18 protein-coding genes are annotated in these 18,464 nt (G+C 41.6%); all 18 read left to right on the top strand.

Annotation, left to right across the window (positions count from 1 at the left end):
- The first annotated feature begins 146 nt into the window (after positions 1 to 146).
- The 18 genes from C9J41_RS09820 (at position 147) to C9J41_RS09735 (ending at position 18,396) form a co-directional block, all read left to right on the top strand.
- Entirely contained in the window at positions 147 to 1,625 is a 1,479-nt protein-coding gene (locus C9J41_RS09820) for an MSHA biogenesis protein MshI (protein WP_107206501.1), read from the top strand.
- A complete protein-coding gene (gene pilO, locus C9J41_RS09815) occupies positions 1,622 to 2,257 on the top strand; it encodes a type 4a pilus biogenesis protein PilO (protein WP_107206502.1) in 636 nt (211 codons plus the stop codon). The genes C9J41_RS09820 and pilO overlap by 4 nt, the downstream gene beginning before the upstream one ends.
- On the top strand, positions 2,250 to 2,576 hold the full coding sequence (locus C9J41_RS09810) for an MSHA biogenesis protein MshK (RefSeq protein WP_107206503.1): 327 nt from the start codon (positions 2,250 to 2,252) through the stop codon (positions 2,574 to 2,576). Before pilO ends, C9J41_RS09810 begins: the two co-directional genes overlap by 8 nt.
- A gap of 11 nt (positions 2,577 to 2,587) precedes the next feature.
- On the top strand, positions 2,588 to 4,231 hold the full coding sequence (gene mshL, locus C9J41_RS09805) for a pilus (MSHA type) biogenesis protein MshL (RefSeq protein WP_107206504.1): 1,644 nt from the start codon (positions 2,588 to 2,590) through the stop codon (positions 4,229 to 4,231).
- Positions 4,232 to 4,234: 3 nt separating this feature from the next.
- On the top strand, positions 4,235 to 5,083 hold the full coding sequence (locus tag C9J41_RS09800; protein WP_107206505.1) for an ExeA family protein: 849 nt from the start codon (positions 4,235 to 4,237) through the stop codon (positions 5,081 to 5,083).
- On the top strand, positions 5,080 to 6,249 hold the full coding sequence (locus C9J41_RS09795; protein ID WP_107206506.1) for a lipopolysaccharide assembly protein LapB: 1,170 nt from the start codon (positions 5,080 to 5,082) through the stop codon (positions 6,247 to 6,249). Before C9J41_RS09800 ends, C9J41_RS09795 begins: the two co-directional genes overlap by 4 nt.
- A gap of 3 nt (positions 6,250 to 6,252) precedes the next feature.
- On the top strand, positions 6,253 to 7,965 hold the full coding sequence (locus C9J41_RS09790) for a GspE/PulE family protein (RefSeq protein WP_107290708.1): 1,713 nt from the start codon (positions 6,253 to 6,255) through the stop codon (positions 7,963 to 7,965).
- A gap of 14 nt (positions 7,966 to 7,979) precedes the next feature.
- The gene (locus C9J41_RS09785; RefSeq protein WP_107246298.1) at positions 7,980 to 9,206 is read left to right on the top strand and encodes a type II secretion system F family protein; all 1,227 of its coding nucleotides are present in this window, start codon (positions 7,980 to 7,982) and stop codon (positions 9,204 to 9,206) included.
- Positions 9,187 to 9,663 carry a hypothetical protein gene (locus C9J41_RS09780; protein WP_107294500.1) on the top strand — a complete coding sequence of 159 codons (477 nt, stop codon included), beginning with the start codon at positions 9,187 to 9,189 and terminating at the stop codon, positions 9,661 to 9,663. Before C9J41_RS09785 ends, C9J41_RS09780 begins: the two co-directional genes overlap by 20 nt.
- 30 nt (positions 9,664 to 9,693) lie before the next feature.
- Positions 9,694 to 10,284 carry a type II secretion system protein gene (locus C9J41_RS09775; RefSeq protein ID WP_107246300.1) on the top strand — a complete coding sequence of 197 codons (591 nt, stop codon included), beginning with the start codon at positions 9,694 to 9,696 and terminating at the stop codon, positions 10,282 to 10,284.
- A gap of 15 nt (positions 10,285 to 10,299) precedes the next feature.
- Complete coding sequence (locus C9J41_RS09770; RefSeq protein WP_107246301.1) at positions 10,300 to 10,773, top strand: prepilin-type N-terminal cleavage/methylation domain-containing protein; 474 nt, start codon at positions 10,300 to 10,302, stop codon at positions 10,771 to 10,773.
- 35 nt (positions 10,774 to 10,808) lie between these two features.
- Positions 10,809 to 11,348 (top strand): type II secretion system protein, encoded by a 540-nt coding sequence (locus tag C9J41_RS09765; RefSeq protein WP_107246303.1) that lies wholly within the window; start codon positions 10,809 to 10,811, stop codon positions 11,346 to 11,348.
- 50 nt (positions 11,349 to 11,398) lie between these two features.
- Positions 11,399 to 11,875, top strand: coding sequence for a type II secretion system protein (locus C9J41_RS09760; RefSeq protein ID WP_107290705.1), 477 nt, complete (start codon positions 11,399 to 11,401; stop codon positions 11,873 to 11,875).
- A gap of 104 nt (positions 11,876 to 11,979) precedes the next feature.
- Positions 11,980 to 12,462 carry a prepilin-type N-terminal cleavage/methylation domain-containing protein gene (locus tag C9J41_RS09755; RefSeq protein ID WP_107290704.1) on the top strand — a complete coding sequence of 161 codons (483 nt, stop codon included), beginning with the start codon at positions 11,980 to 11,982 and terminating at the stop codon, positions 12,460 to 12,462.
- The gene (locus C9J41_RS09750) at positions 12,459 to 13,070 is read left to right on the top strand and encodes a prepilin-type N-terminal cleavage/methylation domain-containing protein (RefSeq protein WP_107290703.1); all 612 of its coding nucleotides are present in this window, start codon (positions 12,459 to 12,461) and stop codon (positions 13,068 to 13,070) included. Before C9J41_RS09755 ends, C9J41_RS09750 begins: the two co-directional genes overlap by 4 nt.
- The gene (locus C9J41_RS09745) at positions 13,070 to 13,795 is read left to right on the top strand and encodes a PilW family protein (protein ID WP_107260248.1); all 726 of its coding nucleotides are present in this window, start codon (positions 13,070 to 13,072) and stop codon (positions 13,793 to 13,795) included. The genes C9J41_RS09750 and C9J41_RS09745 overlap by 1 nt, the downstream gene beginning before the upstream one ends.
- Positions 13,785 to 14,237 (top strand): MshP protein, encoded by a 453-nt coding sequence (locus C9J41_RS09740; RefSeq protein WP_107246309.1) that lies wholly within the window; start codon positions 13,785 to 13,787, stop codon positions 14,235 to 14,237. Before C9J41_RS09745 ends, C9J41_RS09740 begins: the two co-directional genes overlap by 11 nt.
- Positions 14,230 to 18,396: a DUF6701 domain-containing protein gene (locus tag C9J41_RS09735; RefSeq protein ID WP_107294499.1), complete on the top strand. Its 4,167-nt coding sequence runs from the start codon at positions 14,230 to 14,232 to the stop codon at positions 18,394 to 18,396. The genes C9J41_RS09740 and C9J41_RS09735 overlap by 8 nt, the downstream gene beginning before the upstream one ends.
- Positions 18,397 to 18,464 lie beyond the last annotated feature (68 nt).

The raw sequence follows: 18,464 nt of genomic DNA, 5'->3' as shown, positions 1-18,464 counted from the left end.
AATAAATTCAATGTTTTTTAAACAGTATTAATTAAGTGATGTTTATCAATAATTTTATCGTATATCATTGGGGCGGTAATTAACTGCTGCTAACCTTATCAATAAAAAAGCATCATACAGGATGTATAGCCTTTTTCTGGTCGATTATGAAATACGTATTCTCTAAGCTTTTTCAGCGAGCGAGTTTTCAACCCTCTGCTGCTTTGGTTTTCTATACCGACACGGTTGTCCTTGTCCAAGCGAAAACTGAACATTTTATTGTTGATCGTATGGGGGTCTCTAATGTTTCTGATTGGAGCGATGCTGCACGCAACTTAATTACACAATACCAACTCTCAGGTACCGATTTAAAATTAGTACTAGGGCATGGTTTATATCAAAGTTTAGTGATTGATAAACCAGAAGTGAGTATTGATGAACTGTCAACCGCACTGCCTTTTTTAGTCAAAGATTTAGTCAATGAGTCGCCGTCTGAATTAGTCGCTGATGGTTTTCCTGCCACAGCTAAAGATCGTTTACAGGTTTTTGTCGCATCAAAACAACTGATCACTCAGGTTGTCTTAGCGTGTCATGATTGTGGTTGCCGTGTCTCGGATATCACAACAGAAGACATTGCATGGAGTCGCTTTTCTGATCCTAATCGTAGTCAACTTATTCTCCATGCTGATGTTGATGGTAATCTGCAGTTAACTGCATTTAATGAACAAATGCTGTGTTTTCAACGTCAATTACGTGGTTTTACTTTACCGTTATTTGATCGCCAAGCGCTGGATGGTGGTAGTTTTCAGCTGGATAATTTAGCGCTTGAATTACAACGTTCATTAGATTTCATTAGTGCGCAGTTACGTAATAATCCAATTAGTCAGCTGATCATCAGTTGTGATAACGAAGATAATCAAGCTTTAGCAGAAGAATTAAATAAACGTCTAAATATCAATGTAGAGGCGATTCAAGAGGTTGATCCTTTACTTGATACTAATGCTGCGCGTTTAGGCTGGGCGGCATTACAGCGGCCTAAAAACGCGATAATCAATCTATATTCTGACAATTTACTGCCAACTAAGCAGTGGATGACACTCACCAATATCGTTGCCAGTTGGGTGGCACTTATTGCCATTTTCGCGATGTGGGCGGGTTGGAATGCATGGCAGAACACGATTGAGCAAAAAAAATTAGCGCAACAAACATCCTTATTAAGTGCTGAACAACAAAAACTTGATCATGCCAGAGTACAAGTTGCCGCATTGCTGTCAGATCCTTTAAAAGAGAATCACGCTCATGAGCTTGAAAAAGAAATCGCGGCAAAGCGTGCCACCCTTAAAGTCATTGAAGAGCATGATGATAGTTTAAAGGTTGGCTATGCGGGATTGTTACAGCAGTTAGCTGATGCGGCGAGTAGCGATATCTCGGTTCAACAGATTTATGTCTCAGGCACTTCAATGGATTTAAGTGGATTAGCACGTAACCCTGATGCTGTTCCTCGCTGGGTAGGAGCATTTAAAACTTATCCATCATTAGCTGAACGTCGTTTCCAAATGATGTCATTGGGTCGTAATGATAAAAATGTCGTGACCTTTCAGTTACAAGCTGAGCGTAAAAGCATCATTAAGGGGGGCGAACAATGATCAAGTGGGATGAGCTAAGTCAGCGTTTTGCTGCTTTGTCGGTGCGTGAGCAATGGTTAATTGCTATCACAGGTTGGTTTGGCATCTTGTTTATTGGCTATATGCTAATTATTGAGCCACAAATGGTGACCTTACAGACGGTTAAAACAGCATTGGTGGATACCAAGAATGATGTGATCACCGCACAAAATCAATTGATTGTTGCAAATAGAAAATTACAGCAAGATCCGGATAAAGCGATTAACCAAAAATTGGCACAATATCAGCAAGAAGATAAAGCCTTACAACAAGCGCTAGAAGCAAAAATTGGTAGTTTGATCACGCCGGTTCAAATGGCTGGCTTGCTAGAGCAAGTTCTACGTCATAGCTCGGCATTAAAATTAGAGTCAATGACGTCATTACCGTCATCCCAACTAGTGAGTGGTGATCAACAGGGGTACTTTGTTCACCCCATTCGCTTAACGTTTAAAGGGCGTTACTTTGATGTGGTGAATTACTTAAATAAATTGGAAGCATTACCGGTTAAATATTACTGGCGAAGCCTGAGCTATCAGGTTGATAAGTATCCATGGGCAAAGGTGGAACTGGAAGTGTATACCTTAGGTGAGAGTAAGGACTTTATTGGTGGATAAGAAAATGACATGGATGGCAGCTTTACTTTTAAGTTTATGCGCCTTCGGTGCTTATGCTGCTCAAGATCCTACTGCACCATTAGGTTGGGTGGCGAGTAAAGCCAAAACGAGCCAAGCACAGGCACGATTGCCACAGTTACAAAGTATTATTTGTGATGGTCAGCAGTGCTCGGTGATTTTAAGTGGTCAAGTGGTCAGCATTGGCGAACGCGTCAATGGTTACACTCTGACAAATGTTTCTGAAAGTAGTGTTACTTTAAGTCGTAGTGGCAAAAAGTGGCATTTGGCGTTATTTGCTGAAAATATACGAACGAATTAAGGTTAAATATTATGCGTCGAATTCTTCTAGGGATCACCATTGCATCCTTAGCGGGCTGTTCAACTAATATGGGGCATCAAAACCCTGTTGAAGTGAAGAAGGCCTTAAATGAAGCTGCGAATGAAGCGAGTAGCCGTCCGTTAATGGAGCTACCGTCTGCGGTCAATGCTGATCTTATGCCATCACTTGATAGCAATATTAACCCTGCTAATTCTTCGTTAGAAAAGCGTTTTCGTGTTAATGCTAAAAATGTTGAAGCCAATGCATTTTTTACCAGTTTAGTAAAAGGCACGCCATTTAATATCGTCATTCATCCTGGTGTTACTGGCCGTATTACGATGAAATTAAATGATGTCACTCTCGATGAAGTGCTAAATGTCGTGTCTGATATTTACGGTTATAGTACGACGCGTAAAGGGAATATTATTCAGGTTTTCCCTGCAACGCTACGGACTGAAGTGATCCCCGTTGATTATTTACAATTACAGCGTAAAGGTAAGTCATTAACCTCTATTACCTCCGGTTCTATTAGTGATGGCGATAATAATTCATCATCAGGTGATGATAATAGTAGTAGCTCATCATCAAGTGGTGGTAATACCACAACGGGCGGCACAACGATTGAAACGACCTCGGACAGTGATTTTTGGACACAGTTAGAGAAAGTCGTGAGTGGCATGATTGGCTCTGGTGATGGTCGAAATGTCATGGTATCACCGCAAGCGGGTCTTATTTCGGTTCGCGCCTTCCCTAATGAATTACGTGAAGTTAAAGAGTTCTTGGGCATGTCTCAACGTCGTCTAAAGCGTCAAGTCGTGCTTGAGGCGAAAATCATGGAGGTGACACTTGATGATAGTTACCAACAAGGTATTGATTGGAATAACTTAACGCGCAGCATTGGTGGTACAAATATTGTTGTGAATGGTGTTGAAAATGCAGCAGATATTGTTGCTGGTGCACTACCCGGTGGTAATGCCATCTCAGAACTTTTAGGTGGTCAAACTAACGTTACTATTTCAGATGGTAACTTTAGTGCGGTGATGAGCTTCTTATCAACTCAAGGGGATTTGAATGTACTTTCTAGCCCGCGAGTGACAGCTGCAAATAACCAAAAAGCGGTGATCAAAGTCGGTGGTGATGAATACTTTGTGACAGACGTTTCAAGCAGCAACGTCTCAGGTGATAACAATAATGTTTCGCCAGATGTCTCATTAACCCCGTTTTTCTCTGGTATTTCGTTAGACGTAACGCCACAGATTGACGACCAAGGTGGCGTTTTATTACATGTTCACCCAGCGGTTGTTGATGTGCAGAATGAACAGAAAACGATTGAAGTCGGTACTGAAAAACCTATGGTATTACCGTTGGCAAAAAGTACTATTCGCGAATCTGATTCAATCATCCACGCCCGAACAGGTGATGTTGTGGTGATTGGTGGTTTAATGAAATCAAGCATTAATGATCAAGTCTCGAAGGTTCCTCTGCTTGGTGATATTCCTGGGATTGGTAATTTATTCCGTCATATCAATAAAGTGAAAAAGAAAACTGAATTGGTGATCTTACTTAAACCGACAGTTGTGACTGACAATACTTGGAAACAAGAAATTGAACGCTCTCGATCACTGATTAATGAATGGTTCCCTGAAGAAGGGTAATTCATGTATCTCGAACACTTTGGTTTTAGTCAGCAGCCTTTTTCTTTAACACCGAATACCTCTCTTTTCCATGCGCTGCCATCACATATTGAAGCGATTCAAACCGTGTTGGCAGCACTACAAATGGGCGAAGGGATCACACAGGTATCAGGAGAGGTAGGAACGGGTAAAACCTTAGTGTGTCGTATGTTGATGACCCAATTGCCAACTCATTTTGATCTTGCTTACCTACCGACGCCAGCCTGTAGTGGAATAGAATTAAAGCGTTCATTGGCAAAAGAATTAAGCCTACTACCCAATAGTGACCATGCTTTACTGACAGAGCAAATTCAGGATGAATTAATCACTCGCCGATTGAATGGTCAATCGGTGGTAGTGTTACTCGATGAAGCACAAGCGTTGTCAGATGATGCGTTAGAAGCGATTCGTTTATTCGGTAATTTAGAAACTGAACAAGAAAAGCTACTACATATCGTTTTACTCGGACAGCCAGAGCTTGATCAACGATTAGCTCAGCATCAATTGCGTCAATTACGTCAACGGATCACATTTCGTGCTGTTTTACGGCCATTAACCTTGGCTGAAACCGTTGCATATATACAACACCGACTGTATCAAGCTGGCTATACTGACATGGTGTTTAGCTTGTCGATATGCCGCGCAATTTGGTATGCCAGTGGTGGCATACCACGATTGATCAATCAACTATGCCATAAGTCCTTACTTGCCACTTTTTGTGAGCAAAAATATATCGTTAGTAAAAAAGAAGTTCTCATGGCTATTCGGGATACCCTTGGTGCAAAACAACCTAAGTGGTCATTTCCTATATTGTGGGGATGGAGTCATTCATGAGTGAATTAAATCGCCGACTTAATGAGTTGAGCCAAGTAAAACTCGCTTCTGTATCACAGCAGGGCTCTCCATTACGTGCAGCAGAAATAGCACCTATACCAACATCAGCATGGCCGAAATGGGTAACTGTTGGTTGCTGCACCATGGCATTTGTCGGTATGGCGTGGTGGTTAAATCAACCTGATAGTGTTGTTACACCAGCCATGGCACAAACAGAAATAGCCGCAGAGCCTATTGTTGATCAACCTGAAACGACGAAAGAGATTGCATCAGTTAAACCGTTATCAACCATTGCAGTGAAAACACCTGTAGCATCAGATGAAATTAAAACGGCAGTTGTTACAGAACAACCACATTCAAAGCGTATTGATAAATCAGTCACAGCTGAGCTTACGAATATGCCTGTCGCTCAAGAATCTCTTGAAAGTGAAAATGAACAAAAAGAGTTACAAAGCTCTTATGATCAAGGCTATGAAAGCGGTTATGAAAAAGCATTGGCTGCGGTTGAGCGAGAGCATAAAGTCCAGTCAAAGCCACCTGCGCCAAAACCTGTTAAAAGTGAATTATCGATTCAAACGGTTTCTTTAACGCCAAAAGAATTGGCGCAAGTTGAATACTTAAATGCAGAAAAAGCCTTAGAGCAGCAAAACAGTAAACAAGCGGTTATTAATTTAGAGTCGGCTTTAAATTATCGACCGGATTGGATCATGGCAAGGCAACGTTTGGCGGCATTGTATTATGGGCGAGGCAATGTAAGAGAAGCGATTGCGACGCTTGAAAAAGGGCTAGCAAAGCAACCGAATCAACCCCAGTTACGTTTAACACTCGCAAAATTATTGGTCAATGAAAACCAAAATCAAGCGGCATTAGCGGTGTTAAATGATAAAAGTGGCAGCATGGATTCACAGTATTTAGCTATGCGTGGCGCGTTAGCACAAAGATTAAATAACAATGTGGTAGCACTTCAAAGTTATCAACAATTAGTGCGTTTAGCGTCATTTGATGGTCGCTGGTGGATGGGATTAGCGATTGCTCAAGACCGGAGTGGTAATGCAGAAAAAGCCCGTGAGTCTTATCAAAAAGCGTTACAGCTAGGTAATATCTCAGCGTCATCACAACAATTTATTCAGCAGCGTTTAGTTGCATTAAAATCGCATAGGAGCTAGCCGATGCAAATTCGATTACGTAAACGCTTAGGCGACCTTCTGGTTGATGAAAATATCATTACGCAGCAACAACTAGAACAAGCACTGACAAAACAGCAATCAACGGGGCGTAAGCTTGGTGACACCTTAATTAATCTAGGGTTTCTTACTGAACAGCAAATGCTGCAGTTTTTGGCGCGTCAGCTTGATGTGCCGCTTGTTGATTTAACACGAGTGCAAGTGGATAGCGAACATGTTGGTTTACTTTCAGAAGTAAATGCGCGTCGCTTGCGTGCGTTAGTTTTAGGTCGGCATGGTGATACGGTTCGTGTTGCGATGAGCGATCCTGCTGACTTAGCAGCGCAAGAGGCGGTGTTTGATCAGCTCAGCCAGTACCGGGTTGAACTTGTGATTGCGCCAGAGCGTCAATTGTTGGCTGCCTTTGATCGTTACTATCGCCGTACTCAAGAAATTGCGTCATTTGCAGAGCAATTAAAAGCAGAACACCAAGATCACCACACTTTCACATTTGGCATGGAAGAGGCCGACAATGAAGAAGTGACTGTTGTAAAACTGATCAATTCATTGTTTGAAGATGCAGTGCAAGTGGGCGCTTCAGATATTCACATTGAGCCTGATGCTGATGTGTTGCGTATCCGCCAACGTATTGATGGTGTGCTGCATGAAAACCTGATTGATGAGAGCAGTATTTCTTCTGCGCTAGTATTGCGTTTAAAGCTCATGAGTGGCCTCGATATTTCTGAAAAGCGTCTGCCTCAAGATGGACGCTTTAACATGATGGTACGAAACCGCTCGGTTGATGTGCGTATTTCTACTATGCCAATTCAACATGGCGAATCGGTCGTAATGCGTTTACTTGATCAGTCCGCCGGTATTTTAAGCCTTGATGAAATCGGTATGCCGGATGATATCGTGCAGCGTTTTCGTCGCCAGCTAAAACGTCCTCATGGCATGATTTTGGTCACAGGGCCAACAGGTTCAGGTAAAACTACGACGCTATATGGCGCATTAAGCGAATTAAATAAGCCGGGTAAGAAACTCATTACTGCCGAAGATCCGGTGGAATACCGTTTGCCGCGTGTTAACCAAGTTCAGGTAAACAGCAAGATTGGGCTTAATTTCTCCTCTATTCTACGCACTTTTTTACGTCAGGATCCCGATGTCATCTTAATTGGTGAGATGCGCGATCAGGAAACCGTCGAAATTGGCTTGCGTTCGGCATTAACGGGTCACCTAGTTTTATCGACACTTCATACTAACGATGCGGTAGACAGTGCACTGCGTATGATCGATATGGAAGCGCCAGGTTACTTGGTGGCGAGTGCCGTTCGTGCAGTATTAGCGCAGCGATTGGTACGCCGTATTTGTAGTGATTGTGGTGAAGATGCGGCTTTAGAGTTGGGACAAAAAGCGTGGCTAGAAACCCGTTTCCCATTCTACAACAATCATGTTTTCCGTCGTGGACGAGGGTGTCATAGCTGTAACTTTACCGGTTACAAAGGCCGTATTGGTGTCTTTGAATTACTTGAGATGCGCCAAGATATGATGGATGCGTTACGTCAAAATAATGCGGTGCTATTTACCCAACTGGCGAGAAAGAGTGAAGGCTATAAACCGCTGGTGGAATCTGCAATGGAGCTTGCTTTAGCAGGCAAGACCAGCATTGATGAGGTACTGCTTCTTGGTGAAGGTGAAGTACTGGATGTTCTTAACTAGTAGTAGAGACGAAGATGGCAGTATTTAGCTACCGAGGGCGCGGTGAGAAAGGCCAATTAAAACAGGGAACGATTGAAGCATCAAATGCTAATGCCGCAGCCGATCTCTTGCTGCGTCAAGGTGTGATCCCCCTTGAGATCCGAGAAACGCACGGTAAAGCAAAAGGTCAAGCGTTTGATTTAAGTGCTTTGTTTCAAGCGCAATTACCGCTAGAAGTTCTCGTGATCTTTTGTCGACAGCTATACAGTTTAACCAAAGCAGGTGTCCCTTTATTACGGGCTTTTAAAGGTTTATCGCAAAGTGCGAGTCATCCTTTATTAAAAACAACCTTAGAAGCGTTAACCCTTGATTTGACGAATGGTCGCGCGTTGTCAGTGGCGATGCAGCAACATCCTCGGGTTTTTTCTCGGTTATTTATCTCGATGATCCATGTCGGCGAAAATACGGGTCGTCTTGATCAGGTATTGTTACAGCTTGCGAATTACTACGAACAAGAGATGAATACCCGTCGACAAATTAAGTCGGCGATGCGTTATCCCACATTTGTATTAACGGCTATCGTGATAGCAATGGGGATATTAAATACCAAAGTTATTCCACAATTTGCGTCGATGTTCTCGCGCTTTGGCGTTGAACTGCCATGGCCAACTCGAGTGTTGATTGGAACATCGAACTTTTTTGTTCATTACTGGCCGATGATGATTGGCGTATCCGTCGCTATTTGGTTAGGTATACGATTTTGGCGTAATACGCCAAAAGGTGCCGAAAAGTGGGATAACTGGCGCTTACGTATGCCTATTACGGGAAGCATTGTTAATCGTGCTCAAATGGCGCGTTTTGCGCGTACGTTTTCTTTAATGATCCGTGCTGGTGTGCCTTTAAATCAAGCGATTCAAATGGCAGCGGAATCGTTAGGTAATCGCTTTTTAGAAAACCGTTTGATAGAAATGAAGCAAGGGATCGAAGGCGGCAGCAGTATTTCACGAACCGCTACTAAATCAGGGGTGTTTACGCCACTCGTTTTACAAATGATTGCCGTAGGCGAAGAAACCGGTCAAGTCGATGAGTTGCTGTTAGAAGTCGCGGATTTTTATGATCGTGAAGTGGAATACGATTTAAAAACATTAACGGCTCGAATAGAGCCCATCATGTTGGTTGTTGTGGCTGGCATGGTGTTGTTATTAGCCTTAGGTATCTTTTTACCTATGTGGGGAATGCTCGATGTCGCTAAGGGATCGTGAGTTACAGCACAAAAAAAGGTTACAAAATGTTTCATGGCTAATAATTACATTTATATTAATAAGTGTTTTGTTATACGAATGGCAGCAAGTGCAAAAAAATGCCAAGTTGCTTCAGTTTGATTTAACCCGAAATAATTTGTATCAAGGTGCTGTAAACCTGCGTCAGAACTGGGAGTTAAATAATAGACCTCATTCTGACAAGGTTGGTGATATTGCGTTTGAATATACCCAATTAGGATGGCCTATTGTATTGAAACAGGGGGAGTTGGACTGCCCTAAAATATGGTCTTTATTGTCAAATGGAATAGGAAGGCCTGAATATAATTCATTTGGTTATAGAAGTGCTGATGATTCAAACAGTTATAATACATGTTTATATGATATAGGCATTAAGAAAAAATTGGCAATATTTTATATTAATGACAAAATACATATTGCCAGTAATTTGTCGCAATAGTGTCGAGTTTCTTACAGTAAGGATAGGGAAATGAAAAAAAACGCCGGCTTTTCGCTTATCGAATTAGTCGTTGTGATTATTGTGCTCGGGATCTTAGCGGCAACCGCTTTACCTCGGTTTATGAATATCACCGATCAAGCTAAGCAATCTGCAATAGAAGGAATGACAGGCGGTTTTGCAACGGCTGTGATTTCAGCAAGAGCACAATGGGAAGCGTATGGTCGCCCTGTTGATAGCGGAAATAAGAATACTGTTGATTACGACGGTACTGAATTTAAATTAACCCAAGAAGATACCACGTTAAATATACGTCCTGGTTATCCGTTTGCGTTAAACACCAGTGCAACAACTGATGTGGTCGATATGACGGCGACGGACTGTTTAGATTTGTTGCAAGAATTGATGCAAAACCCACCGTTAGCAACGACATCACGCGATGATCTAGCGAGTGGCAAAGATTTATTTTTCGTCACAGTTGAAGGCACAGGTGCCGCTAAACAGTGTCGTTATTACCAGCTAGCATCAGCTAGCAAAAATAGCTCTGGCGAAGTGAATCCATTCGCTGGGCATTCTTTTACTTACCAGCCGGCAGTGGGCCGTGTTGAAGTAGATTTGAAATAAATGAAAGGAATCAATATGAAAAGTCAAAAGGGTTTTACGCTTATTGAGCTGGTAGTGGTGATAGTTATTCTTGGTATTTTAGCCGTAACAGCGGCACCTAAGTTTATGAATTTACAGACCGATGCGCGTAATGCTTCGCTAGAAGGTTTAAAAGGTGCTATTCAAGGCGCAGCGGGTATTGCTTACGGTAAAGCGGCTGTGAAAGGCCAAGAGTCTGGCGATGGTGCGATTAGTGTTGCTGGTAGCACATTAGATTTAACCGAAGGTTATCCTGATGCAACATCTGCGGCATTAAGCTTAATTGTTAATGGTTTGCATAGTGGTAATACTGAGTGGAAAGCATTTCAGCCTAAAAATGCAGTAAGCGATACCATTTCATATACGTTTGCTAATCAAAAAGCTGATAACACTCAAGCAAAATGTTATGTGACTTATGCACAAGCTACATCAACATCAGCTGCAACAGTAACTGTCACAAAGTGTGATTAATTTTTATAGTTAGTTAAGGTTTCATTGGAGTTAATATGAAGCGCCAAAATGGTTTTACCCTTATTGAATTAGTTGTAGTGATTGTTATTCTAGGTATTTTAGCGGTTACTGCTGCACCTAAGTTTATGAATTTACAAGGTGATGCGCGTCATGCATCGCTACAAGGTTTGAAAGGTGCGATTCAAGGCGCATCTGGCATTGTTTATGGTAAAGCTGCAATTGAAGGTATCGAATCAACATCTGGTACTGTTAGTGCTGGAGCTGATAATGTCGCAACACTTTTTGGTTATCCGGAAGCAAGTGATAACGGTATTGTAAAGGCGATCGTTGGTACCGGTTCTGATGGTGACTGGGCATCGAAAGTTATTGGTACTGGCACAACAAAGGATGCAAAAGTTGTGTTTGCCCCAAAACAATATTCAACTCAATTAAGTGAAATTTCGGCTGTTGCTGCAGATGGAAGTTCAACAACTCCAGCTAATAAAGTTCCTAAAAATTGTTACTTAGTCTACGTACCAGCACAAAGTGCAACTGTACCTGCAAAAGTACAACTAGCTGATAATGCTTGTAAGTAATTTTAAACTTCGCTTCGTTTCGATGCTATTTAGTAAATAAGAGATAAAAAATGAAAAAGCAACAAGGTTTTACTTTAATTGAGTTAGTAGTAGTGATTGTTATTTTAGGTATTCTAGCGGTAACGGCGGCGCCTAAATTTATGAACCTTCAAAATGATGCGCGTAATGCATCGCTTCAAGGCCTAAAAGGAGCAATCCAAGGTGCGGCAGGTATTATGTACGGTAAAGCTGCGATTAATGGTGTAGAAAGTTCTAATACAGCTACAGAGGTTGATGGAATTAAAACCATATTTGGCTACCCAACAGCAAGTTCAGCAGGTATTGCTCTTGCAGTTAAAGGTTTAGAATCAGACTCAACTGAATGGGCTCCTGTTAAGGGATCTACTGGCGGTGAAGATGCTGGTGATTCAATTAGTTACACACTGAAAAACCAAGCAGATAAAGCGGCGGTAGATAAGTGCTCTGTAACTTACACTGCTGCAACTTCTGCTGCTGCTGCAACCGTTGTTGTGCATGATTGTGAGTAATTAACATATAGCTAGAACTAAAGGCGCAGTCACTCGGCTGCGCCTTTTTTGTTTTAATCTGATAAATTATATAACAATAAAATAGGTCATGTTTAGGTGGTAATGTGAAGCAGCAACAAGGTTTTACTCTCGTTGAACTCATTATGGTGATCGTAATTATAGGGATCATCAGTGCCACTGCTGCTGCTCGCTTTTCAGGTCGGAGCGAGTTTGATGCCCAACTGACCCGTGATCAGGCGATTTCTGTTATTCGCCAAATTCAAATATCTTCGATGCAAGGGCAACGCACTCCCTTAAATGTTTCTTCGCCATGTTTAGGCGTCTGCAGTGCCGCTAATTCAGAAACTGATGGTAGCTTGCGTCAATCACAAACCAATACCGAGTTTTCATTGGTTGATGGTGGAAATGCACGTGCTAAGTTGTACTTTAATTTGCTTGGGCAGCCAGTCAATGCAACATCTATGTTAGTGTGTGCTAACGGTTGTACCATTACGATTACGGCAAAAAATAACCAAACCGCCAGCATTTGTATTAATAGCCAAGGTTATGTATATAAAAAGAAAGATAACGAGGTGTGCAGTAAGTGAATACTCACATAAAACAACGCGGTTTTACCCTTATTGAAGGGATTATTACTATTGTATTACTCGCGATTGCGATGATCACCTTGGTGAGCTTTCTTTTTCCTCAAGTTGAGCGCTCTGCGGTTCCTCAATATCAAGCGCGTTCAGCGGCAATGGCTGATGCGATTTTTAATGAAATATTAGCGCGTCAGTTCGACCAAAACTCTAATCCTAATGGCGACAGTGTTTACCGCTGTGGTGAGGATGATGCTAAAGGAAATCCTAATCCATGTACCTTGCCAGCACGTTTAGGGCCGGATGATCTTTTAGAAGCAACGAATCCAGCAATGGCTAATGATGTCGATGATTTTATTGGCTGTTGGGGAGATACAACGCAGTGCCCTAACCCTTATACATATAACGGTAATAATTATGTTAAACCCAGTTTAACTTCTCGCCGTGGCGAATTAACTGATTTAGTACCCAGTTTATCAACCGCAAACTATACCCATATTCATGCCACCATTAATGTCGAGTATGTGCCCTCACAACTTTTGAAAAAAATCACAGTGAGTGTGGATGCTGGACGCTATGGTAAATATGACTATATCGCCTATAGGGGTAATTATTGATGGCTAAGCCGCGTGGTTTCACGCTATTTGAAATGGTGATAGCAATTGTCGTGCTATCTATCATTATGATTGGTATTGGTAGTTATATTGCGATTGGTGTAAAGGGGTATACCAATACCGTTGATCGCGAGCGTCTTCAGTCTCAAGCCCGTTTTTTAGTTGCACGTATGACCAAAGAAATCCGCCATGCAGCGCCGAACAGTTTAAGTAATACATCTCATTGTCTGAGCTTTTATCCGATTATTGCTCCAGCGGTGTATTACGATAATTTACCGAATAACAGCAATACGATTGCGATCACTCCGTTACGCTTTTCTACTAACTGGAGTAATAGCGGTAATTTTGTTGCAGTGGGCTTTGCCTCATCTGAGCAATATAAAAATAACACCATAACTGTGAGTAGTATTACTGCGCCAGCTTCAAAAGATGAGACGTATCAATTGACATTAACGTCGCCAATCAAGGAGGCATCTTCTCCCGGTAATCGATTATATTTATACAAAGATAAGATCAGTTACTGTCAAGTGGGGACGACTATTGTGCGCAAGGTCAACGATGGTGATGGCATATTAATGGCTGAGAACATCGATAAATTTATACCTAATGTACAAACGGCGGGATTAAACAGTAATGCGATAGCGTTATTTACTATTCAGTATTTAGACTCACGCACTCAAGAAAAGTCAGATTATAACCATAGTGTACAGGTGATGAATGTCTTATAGCAGTTATAACAAGCAACGTGGTAGTGGCTTAATGATAGTGCTGTTCGTCATTATCGTTATGGGGCTCATGGCAATGGTGATGACGAAAATTGGTACCTCTAGTCAAACCATGACTACCAAAGAGGTGCTTGGAACACGAGCATGGTTTACAGCCCATTCTGCCAATGAAGTTGTATTAACTCGACTTTTCCCACTTGGAAACCCATTTCAGAGTGATTCCGATAAATGCATAACTTATCCATCATCTGAAATTGAAAAAATTATGCCGCCATTCCAAAAAGGGTGCCAAGTAATAAAGGTGGTATGTACAACGAAAAAGATTAGGTTATCAAGCGGTAAAACAGTCAATGAGTACCACCTAGAAAGTACAGCGACCTGCGGTAGTCATAACGTGGCGATGACACGTACCCAAGAAGTGTGGGCGAAAGATTTAAATGATTAAAAATTTTGTTTTTTTTATCTCCTTAATGATGTTGAGCGGTACCGCGTTGGCGAGTGAAGAAGGGCCAGTATTCGACTTTGGGCAAAGTGATATTTCACGCCCCAATGGCTGTATTAACCAAGAATGTGAAATTGTCTTAAATAAAGAATTTACAACCAAACCGTTAATTTTCCTCATGCCGACCATTACAGATAATGGTCTTGATGCACCATCATCTTTAAAGATTACCCGAATTTACAAAAAAGGTAAGACGTATGCATTTGGGGTAAGACAGGTTTATCCGAAAGTATCGAACGCAATTCGTTTAGAAGATGAAGATAGTCTTTTAGGCTCTTGGGAGTCATGGGAAGCGAAATGGCATCATTTTAAAAATAAAACCTATACCTTATATCGTATTCCTATGCGTAAAATCACCTATTTTGCGATGGAAAAAGGCACCATTGCATTAGGCAATAATGGTCGTATTACTGCGGCAGAACTGACTGTACATAAACAGCTTGATGCTAAAGATCCTAAATTTCAAACCGGTAAAGGTGATATCGATTACGGCAAATTAAATCCATTAATAAAGAAAGGCAAAGTAACGCCGGTTACGATTCCTAGTGGATTTAAAAGTAAAACACCTGGAGGAATCGCAGAAATTCAGCCAAGAAATAAACCGTCTGTTATTTCGGCTACAGGTACAGAATCAGAGTGGATAACGCCGTTTATTATTCGTGGCACGATAAATCAAGGTACGAGCAATAATGGCCATTTTTATTTAGGCGTGGATAGCTCTGAAACTCAATATGTGCTTAATCATAATGTGACGATTGGTTATTTATTAGTTGAAGGTAGTGGTTTATACAAAGGGTTACAGTTTGCTTTAGGTCCAGCAGAAACGCCCAATACCCTAAAAGGGAATTATCATGGGATTGAAAAGATCACTAAGCCTGTTACGGAGCAATGTGCAGGCTTTACTGATTTAAAAGGCAGCGATTTTGATTTTTCGGATCAGTCAAAAAATCCCATCTTAGTGATTGCCTCTAAAAACTCCCGTTTAGGACCTAACGGAGGGTGGATCCGGTTATGTAAAAATCAACAAAAGCCGGGTAAAGATGTTCTTGAAGTAAGCTTTGTTACTGATGAAGACTTAAATGAGCATACTAACCCAGAACGTCAACATGCCAATGAGATGGTTGGTTTTATGGCTTTCCAGCGTCGTGCATCAGAAGAAGTCTGTAATGTATTCCCAGGTCCTGCTCAGACATGGCAAACCTCTACTGGCGCATTTAACGCTAGCCATAATGTCTTAATTAAAGGTTCAGCCGTAAAAGAAGGCAAACGCTATATAGGTTTTAAGACAATTAATTCAAGTGGTGGTGAGAATAATTACTGTAATGGTGAAGAATGTCATACGGCTCAGCCTTACCCGAGCTTATTTGCTAAAAAACAAGTGTTAGATACATGGCCTGCTGTTGATGATGGCGATTTACAATCGCAACGAGACGTTGGCAATAAAACGGTATTTTGGTTTAACACCATTAATTTAAGTAATAAAAATATTATCTTTCCTACGGGCTCAGTTGTTCATGTGAAAAAGATGAGTTTGATCAGCTCAACCATGAAGCCGCTATCTGGGATTGCTGACGATTTACTTATTGTTGTTCATGATTTAAAACCGGTGAATGATATTCTCCATGATTATATTGAGCTAAACAAAGGTAGTCAGATCACAGGCTTAATTTACTCTGAGCGTAATCTTATGATGAGTGATGGCTTGAGTAACCAGATCACGCGAATTACCGGTGCAGTAACGGCGCCTAACATCACGATGACTGGCGATGTGAATAATATAGAAACAGAGATTATTGGTAGTAGTGCCTGTTTTGATCCAGAGCCTGAACCTAAATTTGAACTTACAATCACACCGACAAAAGTCACGAAGACCTTATGTCATGCCCAGCAAGTTGATTTTAATGTGACATCGGAGGATGGTACTAAAGAATTTGATGGTGATATTACGGTTAATATTACCTCATCAACAGGCGGTATCTGGGCGGATAATTCAGCGCTCGCATCTTCTCATCAGTTTACTGCGGGTACACATACATTTACGTTGCCAGTAAAAAATCAACATGCAGTTATTTGGGTATTACCCACGGGGTCGGAGACGCTGAAAATAACGGCAAGTATTGAGTTTATGGCTGGTGATGAACCTAAAGGTCAATATACCTTTATCCCTGGCGGTTTCGCGATTGATCTAAATGATGGTCACAATATCGTGGCGGGAAAAGACGTTACCGCCACAATTAAAGCCATGACATGCCAAGCGGGTAAGAACATCAAGCTAGTTGAAAATTATACTGGAACACGGTTATTAGATTTTTCAACTGAATACCAAGCGCCGAAAAAAGCAGCCGATCCCAATAACCCTATTACTGTCGAGATTGTAAAAGGAAAGCATATTGAATCAGCGACAGGCGCATCTAAGCAAGCAAAAGTAGAGTTCGAGAAAGGGAAATCTGAACCGCTTACTTTGCGTTATCGTGATGCGGGTGTTATTGCTTGGCATGTTTCTGATCCAAATTGTACTAGTGATAGCTGCACGTTAACGACAACCAAAACGAAGGAAGCAAAAGCGTTACGTGAGCTGCTGCCTAATGGGTTAACCGGTTCTGTTGCAATTAATGCAAAGCCGTGGATGTTCGCGATTTGTCCGTTAAAGCCTAATGAAGCTAATACATTAGATACAGCAGATGGCACGTCTAAAAGTGGTGAGGGGTATATTGCCGCGGGGTTACCTTTTAATGTGCTGCTTAAGCCTTTAGTGTGGCAGGAAGGTAGCTCCCAAGGAACTGTTATTGATTCATCTGATAATAAATACTGTAGCTATTCTGTAACGGAGAATTTCCTTGCTCCAGATGCGCCAACTATGGGAAATGGGTTGTTGATGCAGGCTCACCTAGCCTCACCTTCTAGTGGCGTTATGGGGACATTTACGCAAGGTCAAATGACAGTAAAACCGACCTTGAAAGGGGTATTACTTACTGGTAATAGATGGTCTGAAGTCGGCAGTATTTGGCTACAGGTTGGGATGAACGATTATATAGAGAATGGCAATAATATTAATCAGAGTAAACGTCAAATAGGGCGTTTCTATCCTAAGTATTTTGCTTTTTCTAAGAATGAAGTAACACCTGCGATAGGCTCATTCACTTATATGGATCAGCCATTTGATGCTGGATTCACGATTAATGCTTTTAACGCGAATAATCAACCCGTTCAAAATTATGCCTTATTTGATCCGTCTCTTCAGAGTAAGTTTAAATTAGAGTCGGGGAATAATAACGGGGGGTACGTACCATTAGATCTACGTTTAAAACAAATGCGCAGTGATAAATCGTTAATGTCTCCTAAAATCGGTGATTGGCAGCAAAATAGCCAAGGTAACTCTGAGGTTGTTTTTAAGCCGTCTAAACTGATATTCCAACGTAAAGAAAAAGATACTAACACCACCATTGAAGATGGGCCGTTTGACCAATGGCAGTTGCGAGTGAAACAAGGTGAAGCGTTTCCTGATCACGTAACATGGGCGGGGGAAGAGGTTAATGCACAAGGTGCACTAGTGGGAGTTAACGATCTCCGTTATGGACGCATGGTATTAGAAAATATCGGTGGTGATATTCGTAAATCACTAGCAGTGCCGTTAAGAATTGAATATTGGGATGGTACAGCATTTGTTAAAAATACGGATGATTCAGTATCGCAGTTTAATGGGGCAAATTACTGTCGCCAAGTGATCAGTATGTATCCTGAAAATAGTAAGAGCAGTGCTTATACATCCGGTAGTGGTAAAGTAATGATGGGCAAGGCCTTATCTGGAGACTTTATGGCGAACCCAAGCCAAATCTCTGGATATGGTACCAGTTCAAATAGTACTACTTTTAAACAACAGGTAAGATTTTGGCAGCGTTTGAGTGCGGTGAAACCAGGGGTAAAAGATAAAAACCCCATTAACTGTTTTGGCGCGTACTCTCATCAACCTTGGCTACGATACAATTGGCGGAATTTAGGTGATGAAGACCCATCGGCTATTGTGACTTTTGGCGTATATCGAGGTAATGACCGAATATTATACCGAGATGAGCCAGGGATCCCTGCTGCTGATTACCAGTAAGTCTTATTTATTCATCAGAAAGCCGAGAGTGTGATCTCTCGGCTTTTTTGTGTGTAATTATTTACTCT

This window comes from Photobacterium sp. GB-50 (assembly GCF_003026755.1).
Lineage (GTDB): Bacteria > Pseudomonadota > Gammaproteobacteria > Enterobacterales > Vibrionaceae > Photobacterium.
The sequence above is the reverse complement of the archived record's forward strand: the minus strand, read 5'-3'. Positions and strand labels throughout refer to the sequence as shown.

Excerpts from the sequence above, each read along its gene's own strand:
- C9J41_RS09820 (WP_107206501.1), top strand. The coding sequence starts at position 147 with ATGAAATACGTATTCTCTAAGCTTTTTCAGCGAGCGAGTTTTCAACCC.
- pilO (WP_107206502.1), top strand. The coding sequence starts at position 1,622 with ATGATCAAGTGGGATGAGCTAAGTCAGCGTTTTGCTGCTTTGTCGGTG.
- mshL (WP_107206504.1), top strand. The coding sequence starts at position 2,588 with ATGCGTCGAATTCTTCTAGGGATCACCATTGCATCCTTAGCGGGCTGT.
- C9J41_RS09800 (WP_107206505.1), top strand. The coding sequence starts at position 4,235 with ATGTATCTCGAACACTTTGGTTTTAGTCAGCAGCCTTTTTCTTTAACA.
- C9J41_RS09795 (WP_107206506.1), top strand. The coding sequence starts at position 5,080 with ATGAGTGAATTAAATCGCCGACTTAATGAGTTGAGCCAAGTAAAACTC.
- C9J41_RS09790 (WP_107290708.1), top strand. The coding sequence starts at position 6,253 with ATGCAAATTCGATTACGTAAACGCTTAGGCGACCTTCTGGTTGATGAA.
- C9J41_RS09785 (WP_107246298.1), top strand. The coding sequence starts at position 7,980 with ATGGCAGTATTTAGCTACCGAGGGCGCGGTGAGAAAGGCCAATTAAAA.
- C9J41_RS09780 (WP_107294500.1), top strand. The coding sequence starts at position 9,187 with ATGTCGCTAAGGGATCGTGAGTTACAGCACAAAAAAAGGTTACAAAAT.
- C9J41_RS09775 (WP_107246300.1), top strand. The coding sequence starts at position 9,694 with ATGAAAAAAAACGCCGGCTTTTCGCTTATCGAATTAGTCGTTGTGATT.
- C9J41_RS09770 (WP_107246301.1), top strand. The coding sequence starts at position 10,300 with ATGAAAAGTCAAAAGGGTTTTACGCTTATTGAGCTGGTAGTGGTGATA.
- C9J41_RS09765 (WP_107246303.1), top strand. The coding sequence starts at position 10,809 with ATGAAGCGCCAAAATGGTTTTACCCTTATTGAATTAGTTGTAGTGATT.
- C9J41_RS09760 (WP_107290705.1), top strand. The coding sequence starts at position 11,399 with ATGAAAAAGCAACAAGGTTTTACTTTAATTGAGTTAGTAGTAGTGATT.
- C9J41_RS09745 (WP_107260248.1), top strand. The coding sequence starts at position 13,070 with ATGGCTAAGCCGCGTGGTTTCACGCTATTTGAAATGGTGATAGCAATT.
- C9J41_RS09740 (WP_107246309.1), top strand. The coding sequence starts at position 13,785 with ATGTCTTATAGCAGTTATAACAAGCAACGTGGTAGTGGCTTAATGATA.
- C9J41_RS09735 (WP_107294499.1), top strand. The coding sequence starts at position 14,230 with ATGATTAAAAATTTTGTTTTTTTTATCTCCTTAATGATGTTGAGCGGT.